The sequence below is a fragment of the Cyanobium sp. Copco_Reservoir_LC18 genome (genome assembly GCF_009834675.1).
GTDB lineage: Bacteria > Cyanobacteriota > Cyanobacteriia > PCC-6307 > Cyanobiaceae > Cyanobium > Cyanobium minutissimum.
This window is the reverse complement of record NZ_ASAC01000004.1, coordinates 188,713-207,113: the sequence shown is the minus strand read 5'-3', so window position 1 is coordinate 207,113 and position 18,401 is coordinate 188,713. Positions and strand designations below refer to the sequence as shown.

Annotated in this window: 14 protein-coding genes; 13 read left to right on the top strand and 1 reads right to left on the bottom strand. The window is 70.8% G+C overall.

Features of this window, described 5'->3' with window-relative positions; all coding sequences use genetic code 11:
• Nucleotides 1-13 precede the first annotated feature (13 nt).
• From L107_RS02240 to ureC, 7 genes are all read left to right on the top strand, one after another.
• Nucleotides 14-790, top strand: a complete 777-nt coding sequence (locus tag L107_RS02240) for a sulfite exporter TauE/SafE family protein (protein ID WP_159816256.1) — start codon at nucleotides 14-16, stop codon at nucleotides 788-790.
• Between the two features lie 85 nt (nucleotides 791-875).
• A complete protein-coding gene (locus tag L107_RS02235) occupies nucleotides 876-1,427 on the top strand; it encodes a LemA family protein (RefSeq protein WP_159816255.1) in 552 nt (183 codons plus the stop codon).
• Complete coding sequence (locus tag L107_RS02230; RefSeq protein ID WP_159816254.1) at nucleotides 1,420-3,219, top strand: DUF2207 domain-containing protein; 1,800 nt, start codon at nucleotides 1,420-1,422, stop codon at nucleotides 3,217-3,219. The genes L107_RS02235 and L107_RS02230 overlap by 8 nt, the downstream gene beginning before the upstream one ends.
• An 86-nt stretch (nucleotides 3,220-3,305) precedes the next feature.
• Complete coding sequence (locus L107_RS02225; protein WP_236550449.1) at nucleotides 3,306-4,856, top strand: serine hydrolase; 1,551 nt, start codon at nucleotides 3,306-3,308, stop codon at nucleotides 4,854-4,856.
• Between the two features lie 78 nt (nucleotides 4,857-4,934).
• Complete coding sequence (locus tag L107_RS02220) at nucleotides 4,935-5,237, top strand: urease subunit gamma (protein WP_015110097.1); 303 nt, start codon at nucleotides 4,935-4,937, stop codon at nucleotides 5,235-5,237.
• Nucleotides 5,238-5,246: 9 nt separating this feature from the next.
• Entirely contained in the window at nucleotides 5,247-5,564 is a 318-nt protein-coding gene (locus L107_RS02215; RefSeq protein WP_159816252.1) for an urease subunit beta, read from the top strand.
• Nucleotides 5,565-5,570: 6 nt separating this feature from the next.
• The gene (gene ureC / locus L107_RS02210; RefSeq protein WP_159816251.1) at nucleotides 5,571-7,295 is read left to right on the top strand and encodes an urease subunit alpha; all 1,725 of its coding nucleotides are present in this window, start codon (nucleotides 5,571-5,573) and stop codon (nucleotides 7,293-7,295) included.
• A 58-nt stretch (nucleotides 7,296-7,353) separates the two neighbouring features.
• Here the strand turns inward: ureC and L107_RS02205 are convergent, their stop codons facing one another.
• On the bottom strand, nucleotides 7,354-7,839 hold the full coding sequence (locus L107_RS02205; protein ID WP_159816250.1) for a PilZ domain-containing protein: 486 nt from the start codon (nucleotides 7,837-7,839) through the stop codon (nucleotides 7,354-7,356).
• 215 nt (nucleotides 7,840-8,054) lie between these two features.
• Here L107_RS02205 and L107_RS02200 point away from each other — a divergent pair, with 215 nt between their 5' ends.
• From L107_RS02200 to L107_RS02175, 6 genes are all read left to right on the top strand, one after another.
• On the top strand, nucleotides 8,055-9,494 hold the full coding sequence (locus tag L107_RS02200; protein WP_159816249.1) for a circularly permuted type 2 ATP-grasp protein: 1,440 nt from the start codon (nucleotides 8,055-8,057) through the stop codon (nucleotides 9,492-9,494).
• A complete protein-coding gene (locus L107_RS02195; RefSeq protein ID WP_159816248.1) occupies nucleotides 9,488-10,468 on the top strand; it encodes an alpha-E domain-containing protein in 981 nt (326 codons plus the stop codon). Before L107_RS02200 ends, L107_RS02195 begins: the two co-directional genes overlap by 7 nt.
• Nucleotides 10,453-11,352 carry a transglutaminase family protein gene (locus tag L107_RS02190; RefSeq protein WP_159816247.1) on the top strand — a complete coding sequence of 300 codons (900 nt, stop codon included), beginning with the start codon at nucleotides 10,453-10,455 and terminating at the stop codon, nucleotides 11,350-11,352. Before L107_RS02195 ends, L107_RS02190 begins: the two co-directional genes overlap by 16 nt.
• A 119-nt stretch (nucleotides 11,353-11,471) precedes the next feature.
• A complete protein-coding gene (locus L107_RS02185; protein WP_159816246.1) occupies nucleotides 11,472-13,898 on the top strand; it encodes a glycogen/starch/alpha-glucan phosphorylase in 2,427 nt (808 codons plus the stop codon).
• Between the two features lie 30 nt (nucleotides 13,899-13,928).
• The gene (locus L107_RS02180; protein ID WP_159816245.1) at nucleotides 13,929-16,022 is read left to right on the top strand and encodes a transglutaminase family protein; all 2,094 of its coding nucleotides are present in this window, start codon (nucleotides 13,929-13,931) and stop codon (nucleotides 16,020-16,022) included.
• 235 nt (nucleotides 16,023-16,257) lie between these two features.
• The gene (locus L107_RS02175) at nucleotides 16,258-18,393 is read left to right on the top strand and encodes a bifunctional diguanylate cyclase/phosphodiesterase (protein WP_159816244.1); all 2,136 of its coding nucleotides are present in this window, start codon (nucleotides 16,258-16,260) and stop codon (nucleotides 18,391-18,393) included.
• The last annotated feature ends 8 nt before the right edge of the window (nucleotides 18,394-18,401 follow it).

The following is an 18,401-nucleotide window of genomic DNA, read 5'->3' as shown; positions in this document are numbered from 1 at the left end:
CCTCCCAGCCGCGATGACCGACCCCCTGCCCTTCGGGATCCAGGCACTGGTGGCGGCCCTGGCGGCGATCGCCGCCGGCCTGATCAACGCCCTGGCCGGCGGCGGGTCACTGATCAGTTTCCCTGCCCTCACGGCCATCGGTCTGCCGGCGGTGATGGCCAACATCACCAACACCGTGGCCCTGGCCCCCGGCTATTTGGGCGCCACCGTGGCCCAGCGCCAGGATCTGCAGGGCCAGCAGCGACGCCTCTGGCTGCTGCTGCCGGCGGGGGCCGCCGGGGGCCTGGTGGGCGGCCTGCTGCTGCTGCACACCGGCGAGCGGCTGTTCACCCAGCTGGTGCCGTTCCTGATCCTGTTCGCCTCGGCGCTGCTGGCGGTGCAGGAACCCGTGCGCCGCTGGGTGCAGCGCCGCTCCGAGTGCCACGGTCGCCCCCCCTCGGAACTCTGGGCCGTGCTGCCGGTGTTCCTGGCGGCCATCTATGGGGGCTTCTTCGGCGGCGGCCTGAGCGTGATCGTGCTGGCGGTGCTGGCCCTGACCCTCGAGGACAGCCTCACCCGCCTCAACGGTCTCAAGCAGGCGGTGGCGTTCGCCACCAACCTGACCGCCGCCGCCTTCTTCCTCTTCTCCGGCCAGGTGGCCTGGGGCCTGGCGGCGGTGATGGCAATCGGCGCCATCCTCGGCGGGGCGCTGGGGGGCCGGCTGGCGTCCCGCATCCAGCCCGCGCACCTGCGCACCCTCGTGGTGGTGGTGGGTGTGGTGGTGGCGCTGATCTACTTCCTCAGGACCTGAGCCGCCGCAAGCCGTGAGCGCTGGCCGACGGAGGGCCCAGCCGGACACCGCCCCTAGGCTTGAAGGCCATCCCACCCCTGGGCCGATGCCGCTGCTGCTGATCCTGGTGGCGGTCGCCGCCGTCGGGTTGATCCTGATCTACAACCGCCTGGCCCAGCTGCAGGTGCTGGCGGACAACGCCTGGGCCGACATCGACGTCCAGCTCAAGCGGCGCCACGACCTGATCCCCAACCTGGTGGAGACGGTGCGGGGCTACGCCAGCCACGAAAAGGAAAGCTTCCGGACCGTGATCGAGGCCCGCAACGCCGCCGTGGCCGCCCGGGGCCCCCGGGAGCAGCAGCAGGCGGAGCAGGCCCTGGGGGCGTCGCTCGGCCAGCTGTTCGCCCTGGCGGAGGCCTACCCGGCCCTGCGGGCGGTGGAGAGCTTCCAGACCCTGCAGGCCAACCTCAGCCAGATCGAGGAGACGCTCCAGAGCGCCCGGCGCTATTACAACGCCGTGGTGCGGGACCTCAACACGGCGATCGTGCAGTTCCCCTCCAACCTGGTGGCCGGCAGCTTCACCATCCGCCCGCGCACCTACTTCGAGCTGGAGAACCCGGCCGAAGCGGCGGTCCCCGCCGTCCGCTTCGATGGCTGAGGCCACTCCGGCCGCCCGGCGGCTGTGGCGGCGCTGGCGCTGGGGGCTGGGGGGGCTGCTCGGCCTGGCCCTGTCGCTGCTGCTGCTGGCCCCGTGGGGGGCGGGCGCCGCCCTCAGGGCCGCCGAGCGCCAGCTCACGCTCACCGATTTCCAGATGCAGGCGGTGGTGGAGCCCACCGGTGCCGTGCAGGTGCGCGAAACCCTCACCGCCCGCTTCGACGGCTCCTGGAACGGCCTGGTGCGCCAGATCCCCCTGCTGGCCCGGCGGCCCGGGGGGCTCGAACCCCTCGGGCTGCGGGTGCTGGCGGTCACCGACCCCGAGGGGCGGCCCTACCGCTACGAGAGCAGCCACCCCGGCGCCGACCTGAAGCTGAAGATCTGGATCCCCGGCGCCGAGAACACCAGCCGCACGGCCGTGATCACCTACCGGCTGAAGCACGGTCTGCGCTTCTACCCGGACCACGACGAGTTCAACTGGAACGTCACTGGCAACGCCTGGGAGGTGCCGATCGAGCGGGCCTCGGCCCTGGTGCGACTGCCGCCAGCTGTGTCCGGACTCCACGCTTCGATCTACACCGGGCCCCGCGGCGCCCGGGACCGGAACGCCACCCTGACGATCGGCGCCGACACGGTGGCGAGCCGCACCACCCGGCGGCTGGAGCCCGGCGAGGGCTTCACCCTGGCGGTGGGCTTCGCCAAGGGGCTGGTGCCGCCGCCCTCGGCCCTGGCGCAACTGATCAACTGGTGGCAGGGGCGGCTGGCCCTGCTGCTGCCCCTGCTGAGCGCCGGCGTGCTGGGCCCGCTCTGGTGGGGGATCGGACGGGATCCGGCCGTCGGCGCCGTGCCGGTGGCCTACGAACCCCCCGAGGGGTTGCCGCCGGCGGTGCTGGGCAGCCTGGTGGCGGAGCAGGTGAGCGGATCCGCCCTTTCGTCCACCCTGGTGGCCCTGGCGGTGAAGGGCCAGCTGCGCATCGAACAGGACCAGCGGAAGCTGCTGTTCCTGAATCTGGGCAAGCGCTACGTGTTCACCCTGCTGGGCGAGGCGGACCAGCGGTCGGCGCTGCTGCCCCATGAGGCCTACCTGATCGAGACGCTGTTCCCCTCGGCGGAGCCGGGGGCGACGGTGAGCACCGATCAGCTCCGCGACCATTACTACGTCCATGTGCCCGGCTTCGAGCGGCTGGTGAAGCAGGCGGTGCTGGCGGAACGATTCTTCCGGCGCTGGCCCGGCACCGTGCGGGGCCTCACCTTCTTCGGCGGCCTGGGGCTGGCCGGCGCGGCGGTGGCGCTGGCCCTGGTGCTGCTGCCCAACGACATCGTGCGGCTGCAGGGGGAGGCGCACCCGTGGCTGACCTTCTCCTCCCTGGCGCTGACGGTGATGCTGGTGGCCGTGTTCGCCTGGATCATGCCCAGCCGCACCCCCCGGGGCACGGCGGTGCTGCGCCAGACCCTCGGCTTCCAGGAGTTCCTGCGCCGGGTGGAGGCGCCGCGGCTGGAGCGGGTGGTGCTGACGCCGGAGCTGTTCGAGCGCTTCCTGCCCTACGCGATGGTGGCGGGCCTGACGCGCCAGTGGACGGCGGCCTTCCAGGGGATCCTCGAGACTTCCCCCAGCTGGTATGTCGGCAGCGGCGACTTCGACCTGACCGATTTCGGCACCAGCCTCGAGGACTGCTTCAGCGCCACCGCCGGCGCCATGCAGTCGTCGCCGAGCAGTTCCAGCAGCACCAGCGGCAGCTCGGGCGGGGGCAGCTCCGGTGGCGGGGATGGCGGTGGCGGCGGCGGCGGCTTCTGAGCACCGGGGCAGGCGCCACCGCCAGGCCTAGCTTGCCCCGAGTTGCCGGCGTTGCCGTGGCCCCAAGCGTCCTGCGCCGTCCCGGTGTGGCTGCCCTGGTTGTGGGCCTGGCCCTGGCGCTCCAGCCTGCGGGTGCCGCCCGCAGCGGGGACGCTGCCTCGGGGCCGCCGCCCCCGCCGCGCCAGGTGACGGCGGAAAGCCTGGCGGCGGCCCTGCCCCGGCTCGATGCCCTGGCCACCGACATGCTGCGCAGCACCGGCGTCCCGGGCCTGGCGATCGTGGTGGTGCACGCCGACCGGGTGGTGTTCCTCAAGGGCTACGGCGTGCGGCGGGTGGGTGAGCCCGCTGCGGTGGATGCCGACACGATCTTCCAGCTGGCGTCGCTCTCGAAACCGATCGCCGCCACGGTGGTGGCCGGCCTGGTGGGCGACGGACGTGTGGGCTGGGACGACCCGGTGCTGCGCACCCTGCCGGAGGCCCGGATCGGCCCGCCGGCCATCGCCCCCTTGGTGACCATCCGCGACCTGCTCTCCCACCGCAGCGGCCTGCCCGACCACGCCGGCGACCACCTCGAGGACCTGGGCTTCGATCGGGCCACGATCCTGGAGCGGCTGCGGCTGCTGCCCACCGGCAACCGCTTCCGCGCCGACTACGCCTACACCAACTTCGGCTTCACCGCCGGCGCCGTGGCCGCGGCCAACGCCGTCGGGCGCCCCTGGGAGCCCCTCTCCAGCGAGCGGCTCTACCGGCCCCTGGGCATGGCCCGCACCAGCTCCCGCCACGCCGATTTCGCGGCCGCCGCCAACCGCGCCTCCCTGCACGTGCCGGAGGGGGGGCGCTGGGTGGCCCGCTACCAGCGGGATGCCGATGCCCAGGCCCCCGCCGGCGGCGTCAGTTCCAGCGCCCGGGATCTGGGCCAGTGGCTGCGGCTGCAGCTGGCCGGCGGCCGCCTCGATGGCCGGGCGGTGGTGGACGCCGCCGCCCTGGCCGAAACCCACCGGCCCCAGATCGTCAGCCAGCAGCCCCGCGATCCGGCCACGGATCGGGCCGGCTTCTACGGGCTGGGCTGGAACGTGAGCTACACCGACCGGGGCACGGTGCAGCTGGGCCACTCGGGCGCCTTCGACCTCGGCGCCGCCACGGCCGTCTACCTGCTGCCGGCGGAATCCCTCGGCATCATCGTGCTCTCCAACAGCCAGCCGCTGGGGGTGCCGGAGGCCCTCAGCCTCAGCTTCCTCGACCTGGCCACCACCGGAGCGGTGAAACGCGACTACCTCGCCGCCCTGCGCCCCCTGTTCCGGGGCCTGGAGCAGCAGGACTATCCCGCCGTGGTGACCCCGGCCCGGCCCCAGCCGGCCCGCCCCGCCGATGCGTACACCGGCAGCTACGCCAACGCCTACGTGGGCCCGGTCGCCGTGGTGCGCCGTGGTGATGGCCTCGTGCTGCGGCTGGGGCCCCGGCTCACCCCCTTCCCCCTCACCCCGGTGAGCGGCGACGTCTTCCGCTACCAGCCCGCCGGTGAGAACGCCTACGGCCCCAGCGCCGTCAGCTTCACGGTCGGGCCCGACGGCCGGGCCACGGCGGTGCGGATCGACAACCTCAACCTCAACGGCCAGGGGGTGCTCCAGCGGCGCTGATCGGGGCAGCGAACGTTCCTTCTGAACCTGACCGGGTGCCGGAGCGCTGCGAGAGTGGGTCCGGCCAGCGCAGCCTGCATGAACCTCACCCCCCAGGAGAAAGACAAGCTGTTGATCGTCACCGCCGCCCTGCTGGCGGAACGGCGACTCGGCCGGGGCCTGAAGCTCAACCATCCCGAGGCGGTGGCCTGGCTCAGCTTCCAGGTGATCGAAGGGGCCCGCGACGGCCGCAGCGTGGCGGAGCTGATGCGGGAGGGCACCACCTGGCTGAGCCGGGATCAGGTGATGGAGGGGGTGCCCGAGCTGATCCCCGAGGTGCAGATCGAGGCGATGTTCCCCGATGGCACCAAGCTCGTCACCCTCCACGAACCGATCCGCTGACCCCCCGCCATGGCCCCCCTGATCCCCGGCGAACTGATCCCCGAGCCCGGCACGATCGAGCTCAACGCCGGCCGCCCGGTCACCACCCTGTCGGTGGCCAACCGGGGCGACCGGCCCGTGCAGGTGGGCTCCCACTTCCACTTCCATGAAGCCAACGGCGCCCTGGAGTTCGACCGCGAGGCGGCCCGCGGCCTGCGGCTCGACATCCCCGCCGGCACCGCCATCCGCTTCGAGCCCGGCGACCAGCGGGACGTGCATCTGGTGCCCTACGTCGGCGACCGCCGCGTGTTCGGCTTCAACGGTCTGGTCAACGGCCCCCTCGACTGAACTGCCATGCCTTATCGCATCGACCGCCGCGCCTACGCCGAGACCTACGGACCCACCACCGGCGACCGGCTGCGGCTGGCCGACACCGAGCTGATCCTGGAGGTGGAGAGCGACTGCACCACCTACGGCGATGAGGTGAAGTTCGGCGGCGGCAAGGTGATCCGCGACGGCATGGGCCAGGCCCAGACCCCCCGCTCCGATGGGGCCGTGGACACGGTGATCACCAATGCCCTGATCCTTGACTGGTGGGGCATCGTCAAGGCCGACATCGGCCTGAAGGACGGCCGCATCTGCGCCATCGGCAAGGCGGGCAACCCCGACATCACCGACGGGGTGACGATCGTGGTGGGCCCCGGCACCGAGGCCATCGCCGGGGAGGGGCACATCCTCACCGCCGGGGCGATCGACACCCACATCCACTTCATCTGCCCCCAGCAGATCGAAACCGCCCTCGCCTCCGGGGTCACCACCCTGCTGGGCGGCGGCACCGGCCCGGCCACCGGCACCAACGCCACCACCTGCACCCCCGGCGCCTTCCACCTGGCCCGCATGCTCCAGGCCGCCGAGGGGCTGCCGATCAACCTGGGCTTCTACGGCAAGGGCAACGCCAGCACCCCGGCGGCGATCGAGGAGCAGATCCGCGCCGGGGCCTGCGGCCTGAAGCTGCACGAGGACTGGGGCACCACCCCGGCGGCGATCGACTGCTGCCTGACGGTGGCCGACAGGTACGACGTGCAGGTCTGCATCCATTCCGACACCCTCAACGAAGCCGGCTTCGTGGAGGACACGATCCGGGCCATCGGCGGCCGCACCATCCACACCTTCCACACCGAGGGGGCCGGCGGCGGCCACGCCCCCGACATCATCCGGATCTGCGGCGAGCCCAACGTGCTGCCCAGCTCCACCAACCCCACCAAGCCTTACACCGTCAACACCCTCGAGGAGCACCTCGACATGCTGATGGTGTGCCACCACCTCGATCCCCGCATCCCGGAGGACGTGGCCTTCGCCGAATCGCGCATCCGCCGCGAGACGATCGCCGCCGAGGACATCCTCCACGACCTGGGCGCCTTCAGCATCATCGCCAGCGATTCCCAGGCCATGGGTCGTGTGGGGGAGGTGATCACCCGCACCTTCCAGACGGCCCACAAGATGAAGGTGCAGCGTGGCTTTCTCCCCGAGGACGCCGCCGGCCCCCGCGGCGGCCGCAACGACAACACCCGCCTGAAGCGCTACATCGCCAAGCTCACCATCAATCCCGCCATCGCCCATGGCCTCGACAGCCAGATCGGCTCGGTGGAGGTGGGCAAGCTGGCCGACCTGGTGCTGTGGAAGCCGGGCTTCTTCGGCGTCAAGCCGGAACTGGTGATCAAGGGGGGCTCGATCGTCTGGGCCCAGATGGGGGATGCCAACGCCTCGATCCCCACCCCGGGCCCCGTCCACGGCCGGCCCATGTTCGCCGCCTACGGCGGATCCCTGGCGGCCAGCTGCCTCAACTTCGTCAGCCAGGCCTGCCTCGAGGACGACCTGCCCCACCGCCTCGGGCTGAAGCGGCCCTGCGTGCCTGTGGTGCAGACCCGGGGCATCGGCAAGGCCCAGATGCGCAACAACACGGCCCTGCCCAAGGTGGAGGTGGACCCCCAGACCTACGAGGTCTTCGCCGACGGGGAGCTGCTCACCTGCGAGCCGGCGGAGGTGCTGCCGATGGCGCAGCGCTACTTCCTGCTGTGACGGCGGCGCCGTCCGGTGCACGGGTGCTCTGTGGACCGATGAGGGAGGGGGCCGGTGGTCAGAGGGCCGCCCGCTCCCGCTCCTCCTGAAGGGCCCATTCCTCCTGGTTGGGATCGCGGCGCGTGCCGCGCCGCTCCACCGAAAGCACAGGCACCTCCTGGAGGGGGGTGGCGAAGGCGACGCCGAAGCTGACGGCGAAATGGGCCCGGGTGAGCCAGCGCAGCCGGGCCCGCAGGCGCAGCTGGCCGAAGCCGGGATGGGAACGCACATCCAGCAGCAGCCACTGCCCCAGTTCCAGGGCCTGGTCCTCGTTGGCGATCAGGCACATCCCGCCCTCGGCCACGTCGGCGATGTCGGCGAGGAACCAGCGCCCGCAGGGCTGGCCCTCGCCGTCGAGGCGCCGGACGGCGATGGTGCGGCAACTCTCGATCGAATGGCGGGCAAAGAGGCGCTTCTCTCGGCGGGTTCCGCTCCGCTCCTTTTCGCGCAGCTGGACGCCCGGGGCGCGCGGAGCCGAGGAAGGCTGGGATTCGCTCTGGCTCATCAGCATGGCCCTTTCCCTGCCGTTATGTTCATCCTCAACCCTGGGGAACCCGCAGGGCCCGCTGCTTATCAAAGCGCCATTCGTCGGCGCTGCCCGGTCGGGGTGCCTTGCCGGCACCGGTCGGAGGCCGGCAAGGCACCCTGGGTTTCGTAGCAACGGCAACGGGTGGCCACCCCGGCGGCACTGCAGGATCCAACCGCGCGGACGGGTGTGGAATGTTCAGTCAGTACAAACCGAACCAGGGGTACGACGAGTACTTCACCTCCACCGACCAGCCCCGGGCGACCCTGACGCCCCTGCTGTCGTCCCTGGGCCAGATGGGCCTCGACCAGCTGAACCGCAACCACGCGGCGGCCGGCATGCTGCTCAAGCGGCTCGGCGCCACCTTCCGGCTCAACGATTCCGACAGCAAGGGCGTCGAGCGGATCCTCCCCTTCGATCCCCTCCCCCGCCTGATCGGCGCCCGGGACTGGGAACGGCTGGAGCGGGGCCTGTTCCAGCGGCTGGAGGCGATCGACCGCTTCCTGGCCGATGTCTACGGCGACCAGAAGATCCTCGACGACGGGGTGGTGCCCAGGGCCGACGTCGAAAGCTCCCAGGGCTGGCGGCCCCAGATGCAGGGCTTCCGTCCGCCCCTCGGCCGCTGGTGCCACATCTCCGGCCTCGATCTGGTGCGCGACGGCGACGGCACCTGGCGGGTGCTGGAGGACAACCTGCGCTGTCCCTCGGGGGTGGCCTACTTCCTCGAGAACCGGCGCGTCATGAAGCGCATGTTCCCGAGCCTGTTCGCCGGCCGCACGGTGCAGCCGATCGACGACTACCCCTCCCATCTGCTGCAGACCCTGCGGGAGCTGGCCCCCTGGACCGACACCCCCAAGGTGGTGCTGCTCACCCCGGGGGTGTTCAACAGCGCCTACTTCGAGCACAGCTACCTGGCCCAGCAGATGGGCATCCAGCTGGTGGAGGGGCGCGATCTGGTGTGTGAGGGGGATCGGGTCTGGATGCGCAGCACCGCCGGCCTGGAGGCGGTGGACGTGATCTACCGCCGCATCGATGACGACTTCCTCGACCCGGCCGTGTTCCGCAGCGATTCGCTGCTGGGGGTGCGGGGGCTGATGGGCGCCTATGCCGCCGGTCGGGTGGCGATCGCCAATGCCCCCGGCACCGGCGTGGCCGATGACAAGCTGATCTACGCCTACGTGGGCGAGATGATCCGCTACTACCTGGGTGAGGAGCCCATCATCGAGAACGTCCCCACCTACATCTGTTCCCGCCCCGACGACCAGGCCTACGTGCTGGCCCATCTCGGCGAGCTGGTGGTGAAGGCGGTGGCGGAGGCGGGCGGCTACGGGATGCTGATCGGCCCCCATGCCACCCAGGCGGAGATCGAGGAGTTCGCCGTCAAGATCCAGGCCAACCCCCGCAACTACATCGCCCAGCCGACCCTGGAGCTCTCCACCGTGCCCTCCCTGAGCGAAGGGGAGCTCTACCCCTGCCACGTGGATCTGCGGCCCTACGTGCTGCGCGGCAAGGACGCCTGGGTGAGCCCCGGCGGCCTCACCCGGGTGGCGCTGCGGCGCGGGTCCCTGGTGGTCAACTCCTCCCAGGGCGGCGGCTGCAAGGACACCTGGATCGTGGATGAAGCCCCATGCTGAGCCGCGTCGCCGACTCCCTCTACTGGATCAACCGCAACGTCGAGCGGGCCGAGAACATCTCCCGGTTCGTGGAGGTGAGCGAGGCCATGGCCCTCGACTGTCCCCCCGGCAGCGCCGAGCCCTGGCTGCCCCTGATCGATGCCAGCGGCGACCGCAAGCTCTTCGATGAGCTCTGCCCGGTGGTCACCCCCGAGGCGGTGATCCATTTCCTGGTGCGGGAGGCGGAGAACCCCAGCAGTGTTCTCAACTGCATCGGCAACGCCCGGGAGAACGCCCGCCAGATCCGTGAGGTGATGACCACGGAGATGTGGGAGCAGATCAACGACATCTACTGGACGCTGCAGGAGGACGCCTTCTGGCAGCAGCCGCCCCAGGAGCAGCTGCGGGAGATCCGCCGCGCCTGCCAGCTCTTCTACGGCATCACCGACGCCACCCTCAGCCGTGACCTCTCCTGGCAGTTCAGCCGGCTGGGTCGGCTGCTGGAGCGGGCCGACAAGACCACCCGGATCCTCGACGTCAAGTACTTCCTGCTGCTGCCGTCCCCCGAGGAGGTGGGCGGGGTGCTGGACGAGCTGCAGTGGATCTCCCTGCTGCGCTCGGCCGGGGCCTACCAGATGTTCCGCCAGTCCAGCCAGCAGGCGATCGAACCCAAGGCCGTGGCGGCGTTCCTGCTGCTGGATCCGATCTTCCCCCGCTCCGTGCGCTACTGCCTGGAGCGGATCAACGAGACGCTGCGGATCATCCGCGGCAGCTCCGTGCCCCGCCCCGCCGACGATCTGGAGTGCCTGATCGGGCTCACCCTGGCCCACTGGAGCTTCACCAGGATCGACGAGCTGGTGGCCACCGGGCTCCATGAAGCCATCGACAACTTCCAGTCCGATCTCAACCGCCTGCATGAGCTGATCGAAGCGCGCTACTTCATCGCCCCCACCGGCACCACCGCCAGTCAGGAGGCGGCATGCGAGCCCGCATAACCCACACCTTCGACTACCGCTACAGCGCGCCGGTGTTCCTGGGTCCGCACCGTTTCTGCCTGAAGCCCCGGGGCCACGGCTTCCAGCGCCTGCTGCACTTCCACCTGGCGGTCACGCCGGAGCCCTCCCGCTTCTACCCGCTGCTGGCCGCCAGCGGTGATGAGATCCTGCGGGCCCGCTTCACGGGCAGCACCGAGCACTTCCGGGTGCAGGCGATCAGCGATGTGGAGACCCAGCAGCCCCCGGCCCTGGCCAGCTGCCTGGAGGACCACGAACCCCTGCTGCCGTACCCGGTGGGCCACCTCAACGGCGATCTGCTGGGCTCCCTGGAGGGCTGGCTGCCCAACGGCCAGCACGACCCCGCCGCGGTGGACCTGGCCCAGGAGGCGCTGATGGGCAGCGACCAGCGGGGGCTGATGTTCCTGGAGCAGCTGGTGGAGATCATCAAGGACCGGGTCAAGTACACCCAGCGGCACGTGGGGCCGGCCTGGCCGGCGGGGCGCACCCTCAAGGAGCGGGTCGGTTCCTGCCGCGACCTGGCGATGCTGATGGTCGAGACCTGCCGCTGTGTCGGCCTGCCGTCCCGGTTCGTGAGCGGCTATCACCTGGTGGAACCGCAGCCGAAGCAGTACGACCTGCACGCCTGGGCGGAGGTCTACCTGCCCGGGGCGGGCTGGCGGGGGTTCGACCCCAGCGGCATGGGCAGCGTCGACGACCGCTACATCACCCTGGCCACCTCCTCCAAGCCCACCCTCACCGCGGCGGTGAACGGCAGCTTCTCAGGCCCCACGGGGGTGGACAGCGAGCTGGAATGGAGGATCGAGGCGGAGGTGCTGGAGCCCACCCCCATGGGCTCCGCCTGGCACGAGGTGCTGCACGGCTGAAGCCAGGCCAGCGGAAGCGAAGCCACTCTTAAGGTGCGCCGGCTGGTAGCCGATGCATCAGCGGCGGCGGTACTCCCCAGGCCAGGACTGGTCCACTCCGCCGACTGCCGCCCGTCCCCATGGCCAGCCCCACCCCCGCCCCGTGCCCGCCCAAGGGCCAGGCCCTCCTGGAGGCGATGCGGCGCCATCTCTTCTCCAGCCAGGCGAAGTCCGCTTCCCTCGCCACCACCCACGACCACTACGTCTGCCTGTCGCTGGCGGTCCGGGACATCCTGCTGACCAGCTGGGTGGACACGGCCGACACCTACACCAGCCAGCATGTCCGCACCGCCACCTACATGTCGGCGGAGTACCTGCTGGGGCCCCACCTGGAGAACAACCTGGTGAGCCTCGGGCTGCGGGAGGAGGCCGCGGCCGCCTGCGAGGCCCTCGGCCTCACCCTCGAGGAGATGCTGGCGGAGGAGCCGGAGCCGGGCCTCGGCAATGGCGGCCTGGGCCGGCTGGCGGCCTGTTTCCAGGAGTCGATGGCCACCCTGGAGCTGCCGGCCATCGGCTACGGCATCCGCTACGAGTTCGGCATCTTCCGCCAGCAGATCGGCCCCGGCGGCCAGATGGAGAGCACCGATCCCTGGCTGGCCCGGGGCAACCCCTGGGAGGTGATCCGACCGGAATGGAGCTATCCGGTGCTGATCGGCGGCCAGACCGTGATCGGCGTGGCCTACGACACCCCGATCCTGGGCTACGGCGTCCACACCGCCAACACCCTGCGGCTGTGGTCGGCCCAGGCGCCGGACGCCTTCGACTTCGCCTCCTTCAATGCCGGCGACTACACCCGGGCCGTGCTGCACAAGGTGCAGTCGGAGACCCTCTCCAAGGTGCTCTATCCCAACGATGAGCTGGAGCAGGGCAAGCGGCTGCGGCTCAGCCAGCAGATCTTCTTCGTCTCCTGCTCCCTGCAGGACATGTTCCGCATCCTGGCCAGCCAGGGGATCCCGGTCACCGAGTTCCACCGCAAGTTCGCGGTGCAGCTCAACGACACCCACCCGGCGATCGCCGTGGCGGAGCTCATGCGCCTGCTGATCGACGTCCACGGCGTCGACTGGGACACGGCCTGGAGCATCACCACCGCCACGGTCAGCTACACGAACCACACCCTGCTGCCCGAGGCCCTCGAGGCCTGGGGGCTGGAGCTGTTCCAGCAGCTTCTGCCGCGCCAGCTGCAGATCATCTACGAGATCAATGCCCGCTTCCTGCGCACCCTGCGCATCCGCTTCCCCGGCCAGCCGGAGCTTCTCGAGCGGCTGTCCCTGATCGAGGAGGGGCCGCACCGCAAGGTGCGCATGGCCCACCTGGCGGTGGTGGGCAGCCACACGGTGAATGGGGTGGCGGAACTGCACAGCCGCCTGCTGAAGGAGAACCTGTTCGCCGACTTCGCCCGGGTGTGGCCGGATCGCTTCACCAACATCACCAACGGCGTCACGCCGCGGCGCTGGCTGGCGGTCGCCAACCCGCCCCTGGCCGCCCTGCTCAACGACGCCATCGGCACCGACTGGTGCCGGCACCTCGACCAGCTGCGCCGGCTCGAGCCCCTGGCCACCGACGTGGCGTTCCTGGAGCGCTGGCAGCGGGTGCGGGAGCAGTCCAAGGAGCGCCTGGCGGCGACGATCCGCCAGGACACCGGCGTGCTGGTGGACCCCGCCTCCCTGTTCGACGTACAGGTGAAGCGCATCCACGAGTACAAGCGCCAGCACATGGCCGCCCTGCAGGTGGTGGAGCGCTACCTGCGCCTGCGGGCCGGCGAGGACCTGCCACCGCGCACGGTGATCTTCGGCGGCAAGGCGGCCCCCGGCTATGCCATGGCCAAGCTGATCATCCGCCTGATCGTGGGCATGGCGGAGATCATCAACATCGACCCGGCGATGGACGGCCGCCTGCGGGTGATCTTCCTGCCCAACTTCAGCGTCAAGCTGGGCCAGAAGATCTACCCGGCCGTCGACCTCTCGGAGCAGATCTCCACCGCCGGCATGGAGGCCTCCGGCACGGGCAACATGAAGATGTCCCTCAACGGCGCCCTCACGATCGGCACCCTCGACGGGGCCAACATCGAGATCCGCGAGCGGGTCGGCGACGACAACTTCTTCCTGTTCGGCCACACCGCCGAGCAGCTGGCCGCCATCAACCGCAGCGGCTACCACCCGATGCCCTGGCTGGAGAACGACGCCCTGGCCAAGGAGGCCATCGACCTGATCGGTTCGGGCCACTTCAGCGAAGGTGACCGCGACCTGTTCCATCCGCTGCTGGCCAACCTCTGCAGCAGCGACCCCTTCCGGGTGATGGCCGACCTGGGCGACTACCGCCGCGCCCAGAACGAGGTCGACAGCGCCTGGTGCGATGCGGGACGGTGGAGCATGATGTCCGTGCTCAACACGGCCCGCTGCGGCTTCTTCAGCAGCGACCGCTCCATTCAGGAGTACGCCGAGCGCATCTGGAAGGTGGCGCCGGTTCCCGTCAACGCCTGCAGCGTGATTCCCAGCCCGTCCCCATGAGCCTCCCCCAACCCACATGAGCTGGCCCGCATGAGCTGGATGGACAGGGTGGCCGAGGCGGCCGAGTCCCGTCTCCGGGCCGCCGGCATCCAGCTCACCCTCGGCGGCGAGCCCACCCTGGTGCCCCTTGAGCCGGAGGGGCCGGAGTGGAGCGTCACCGCCGATGGACCCACCAAGCTGCCGATCGCCCGGGCCCTGGCCCGGGATCTGCAGCAGCGCGTCTGGCCCGGCAGCACCCTCCTTTACTGCCCCGGCAAGCGTTACGACGGCGAGGTCAATCCCCGCTGGGCCCTGCGTCTGTTCCTGGGGGACGACGGCACGGCGCCGGTGCGCTGGCCCGGCCTCTGCCAGCCCGGCCTGGAGGGAGCCCCGCTGACCGCCGAGGCGGCCCCGGCCTGGCTGGAGCAGCTGGGTGGGCGGCTGGGCCTCACCCTCCAGCCCGTGGTGCTGCGGGATCCCTTCGAACCCGAGCGCCGGGTCTGGGCCGCCCCCCTGAGCGTGGCGCCCCCCGATGGGGACGACCCGGCGGCGGCGGTGGCCTGGGCGGTGGCGCCCTGGCCCCTGGAGGAAAGCCTGCGGGAACTCACCGGCGCCCCCGGCCCCGCCGGCCTGCGCCTGCCCCTGGAGCACCTGCCCGAGGACGTGCCCCGCCAGGTGCTCACCCTGGAGGTGGACCCCGACGGCTGGGAGCTGTTCCTGCCCCCCCTGGAGCGGGAACCCCTGCGGCTGCTGCTGCAGGCGGTGGCCGACAGCCTCGGCCCGCTGGCGGCGCCCCGGCTGAGCGGCGTGCTGCCCCTCGATGCCGGAGAGCGCTGGCAGGTGCTGGGCCTCACGGCCGACCCCGGCGTGCTGGAGATCAACCTGCCCGTCTGCCACAGCTGGATGGAGTACCGCCGCTGGCTGCAGCGGCTGGAGGAGGCCGGCGAGCGGGGGGGGCTGCGCAGCTGGAAGGACCTGGGGGACGGCCGCCAGGAGGGCACCGGCGGCGGCAACCATCTGCTCTGGGGTGGCCCCGACCTGGCCCACCACCCCTTCTTCTCCCGCCCGGCCTGGCTGACCGGGATCCTGCGCTACTGGCAGCGGCATCCGTCGCTGGCCTACCTGTTCTGCGGCCCCGGGGTGGGCCCGGCCTCCCAGTCGCCCCGGCCGGACGAGGCGATCGGTGAATGCTTCGACCTGGAGCTGGCCTACCGGGCCATCGAACAGGCGGAGGGCCAGCCCTCGGGGGAACCCTTCGGCGATGTCCGGGGCCTGATCGGCGAGACGCTGCGCCATCTGCACGCCGACCGCAGCGGCAACAACCACCGCAGCGAGATCAGCTTCGACAAGTTCTGGAACCCCGGGGCCCCGGCCGGCTGCCTGGGCCTGGTGGAGTTCCGGGCGCTGGAGAGCCTGCCCCGCATGGAGTGGAGCAGCACCATCGCCCTGCTGTGGAGCGCCCTGGCCGCCCACCTGCTGGAGCCGCGCCACCGGCCCGGGAGCCTGCACGACTGGGGCCCGGCCCTGCACGACCGCCAGCTGCTGCCCAGCCAGCTGTGGGCCGACCTGGAGGCCATCCTGGCCGACCTGGCGGCCGACGACCTGGCCCTGGATCCGGCGCCGTTCCGGGCCATCTGGGAGTGGCGTTTCCCGCCCCTGCTGCGCTGGCAGGGGGAGCTGGACGCCACCGGGACGGCGCCCGCCCTGGAGCTGCGGCCGGCCCCCGAGCCCTGGCCCCTGATCTGCGACACCCCGGTGCAGGGAGGCTTCACCAGCCGGTTCATCGACGGCTCCCTGCGCCGCTTCGAGGTGGTGGCCAACGCCGCCTTCCGCCGTGACTGCGGGCTGTTCCTCAACGGCCGGCCCCTGCCGCTGGAGCCCGAAGCGGATGGGGCCGGCCCGCCGCTGGCGGTCCGCTTCCGCTTCCAGCGGCTTTACCCCTGCCTGCATCCGGCGATCGAGCCCCACATGCCCCTGGAGCTGATCGTGCGCACCCCCGGCGGCGATCGGGCCTTCCAGCTGCACCCGGACGGTCACCGCTTCGATCCCGTGGCGGCGCCCCAGGCCGGGCCGCTGCCGGAGGCTCCCCCCTGGCGGGGACGCCAGCGCCCGACGGATCTCACCATCGACCTCAGGATCGACTGAGCCGCCGGCGGCGATGCGGATCACTGGGCCGGACGAGCACCGAAAACCGAGGTCGGCCCGGGGATCAGGCTGCATTCAATTCTTCTCTTTCCCTCACTTCTGAGGCCCTGGACTTCCCATGTTTCCAGTGGAATCTTCAGGTTCGAAGCCGTTATCCCGCTGCGCTTCAGCCGGGCAAGGGATTTTCTTCCCCATCCTGGTCAGCAATGAAAACACTGCCTAAGATCCTGCGTGAATGGAACCGTCAGTGCAATCCTTCTGGTTCAGCACCCCGGCGGAACAGGGGCTGATTCCTTGCGTCGACAGCGTCGGCGATGCACTGCGTTTTGCTGCCGACCTGGGCAGCGACGATCTGGTTGTCCTTGATCTGGCCAGTGGCCATTTCATCGACTGCAACCGTTCCGCCCATGAGCGGCTCGGCTACTCCCGGGAGCACTTCCTCACCCTCAATCCGGCGGCGATTCAGGCGGATGTGGAGCTGGCCGACGACCTGATGCACGACCAGCTGCGGGTGATGCGCCAGCAGCCCAGGGGAAGCTTCGCCACGCGCCACCGGGCCCGCTGCGGCGCCAGCCGGGATGTGTCCGTGAGCTACCAGGTGCTCGACCTCTGCGGCCGGCTGGTGGCCCTGGTGAGCCACCGCGACCGCACCGAACTGGATACGGCCCTGCGGGAAAGCTCCCGGCTGGGGTCCCTGCTGCAGGAGGCCGAGCGGCTCACCCATGTGGGCAGCTGGGAGCTGAACCACCGCACGGGGGAACTGCTCTGGTCGAACGAGACCTACAGCATCTTCAACACCGCCCCGGAACTGACGGCCCCCTCCTATGGCCACTTTCTCCAGACGGTCCATCCGGAGGACCGTTCCCTGGTCGATGCCACCTTCCAGGAGTCCTTCCGGACGGGGCGGCCCTACCGGATCGAGCATCGGCTGCTGCTCGGCGACGGTCTGCTGAAGATGGTGCTGGAGCGGGGGCGCACCACCCTGGCCGCCGACGGCGAGCCGCTCACCACGGTGGGCACCGTCCAGGACATCAGCGAGCAGCACGAGATCCAGCAGCGGCTCGAGCGCATCGCCTTCGTCGATCCCCTCACCCGGCTGCCCAACAAGGCCGCCGCCGTCCGCCAGCTGGCCCGCCTGCTGCGCATGGCCGGCTCCGAGCGCGGCATCGCCCTGATCAACCTCGACCTCGACAACTTCCAGTCGATCAACAACAGCCTGGGCCATGAGATCGGCAACCAGGTGCTCCAGGCCAGCGGCAGCTGCCTGCGCCACCTGATGCGGCCGGACGACTGGCTGGCCCGGGTGGGCAGTGATGAGTTCATCCTGCTGCGGCCCATGGCCATGGCCGACCGGCTCGAGGCCCTGCAGTGGGCGGAGCAGATCCGGCGCACCCTCGGCAACAGCCCTGGAATGGGCACCGGCCTGGCGGTCCAGCCCAGCGCCTCGCTCGGGGTGGCCCTGGCCCCCGACCACGGCTCCGACCCCGACACCCTGCTGCGCTGTGCCAACACGGCCCTGATGGAGGCCAAGCAGCACGGCAAGAACCAGCTGCGCTTCTACACCCCGGAGATCAGCCTGCAGCTGCGCGAGCGCCTCGAGCTGGAGCTCAGCCTGGGCCGGGCGATCGACCGGGAGCAGCTGCGGCTCTTCTACCAGCCCCAGATCGACCGGGGCGGCAGCCGGATCGCCGGGGCCGAGGCCCTGCTGCGCTGGCGTGATCAGAACGGCCGGATGGTGTCCCCCAACGTGTTCATCCCGCTGGCGGAGAAGACCGGCCAGATCCACACCATCGGCCTCTGGGTGATCGAGGAGGCCTGCCGGCAGCTGCAGGAGTGGCACCGCCAGGGGCTGCGGCTGGGAAAACTGGCGATCAACATCTCGCCGCTCCAGCTGGGGGCCGAGCATCCATCCCTCTCCGAGCTGCTGGCCGGGGCGCTGAGCGCCTACGGCCTGGTGCCGGAGAATCTCGAGCTGGAGATCACCGAAACGGCCCTGCTGAACGATCCCGAGCGTGCGGGGGAGCAGCTGCGACAGCTCGCCGAGAGCGGCTTCAGCCTGGCGATCGACGATTTCGGCACGGGCTACTCGTCCCTGGCCATGCTCCACTCCCTGCCCCTCGACAAGCTCAAGATCGACCGGTTCTTCGTGGAACGGCTGGGCAACGACGACGCCGATCTGGCCATCGTCAAGGCCACCATCGTGATGGCCAAGGAGCTGGGGCTGATGACCCTGGCGGAAGGGGTGGAAACCGCCGAGCAGCTGGGGATGCTGCGCAACCTCGGCTGCGACCAGTTCCAGGGCCACCTGCTGGGCAAGCCGATGCCCGCCAGGGACTTCGGCGCCCTGCTGCGCGGCGCGGCGGTGCCCTGATCTCTCCG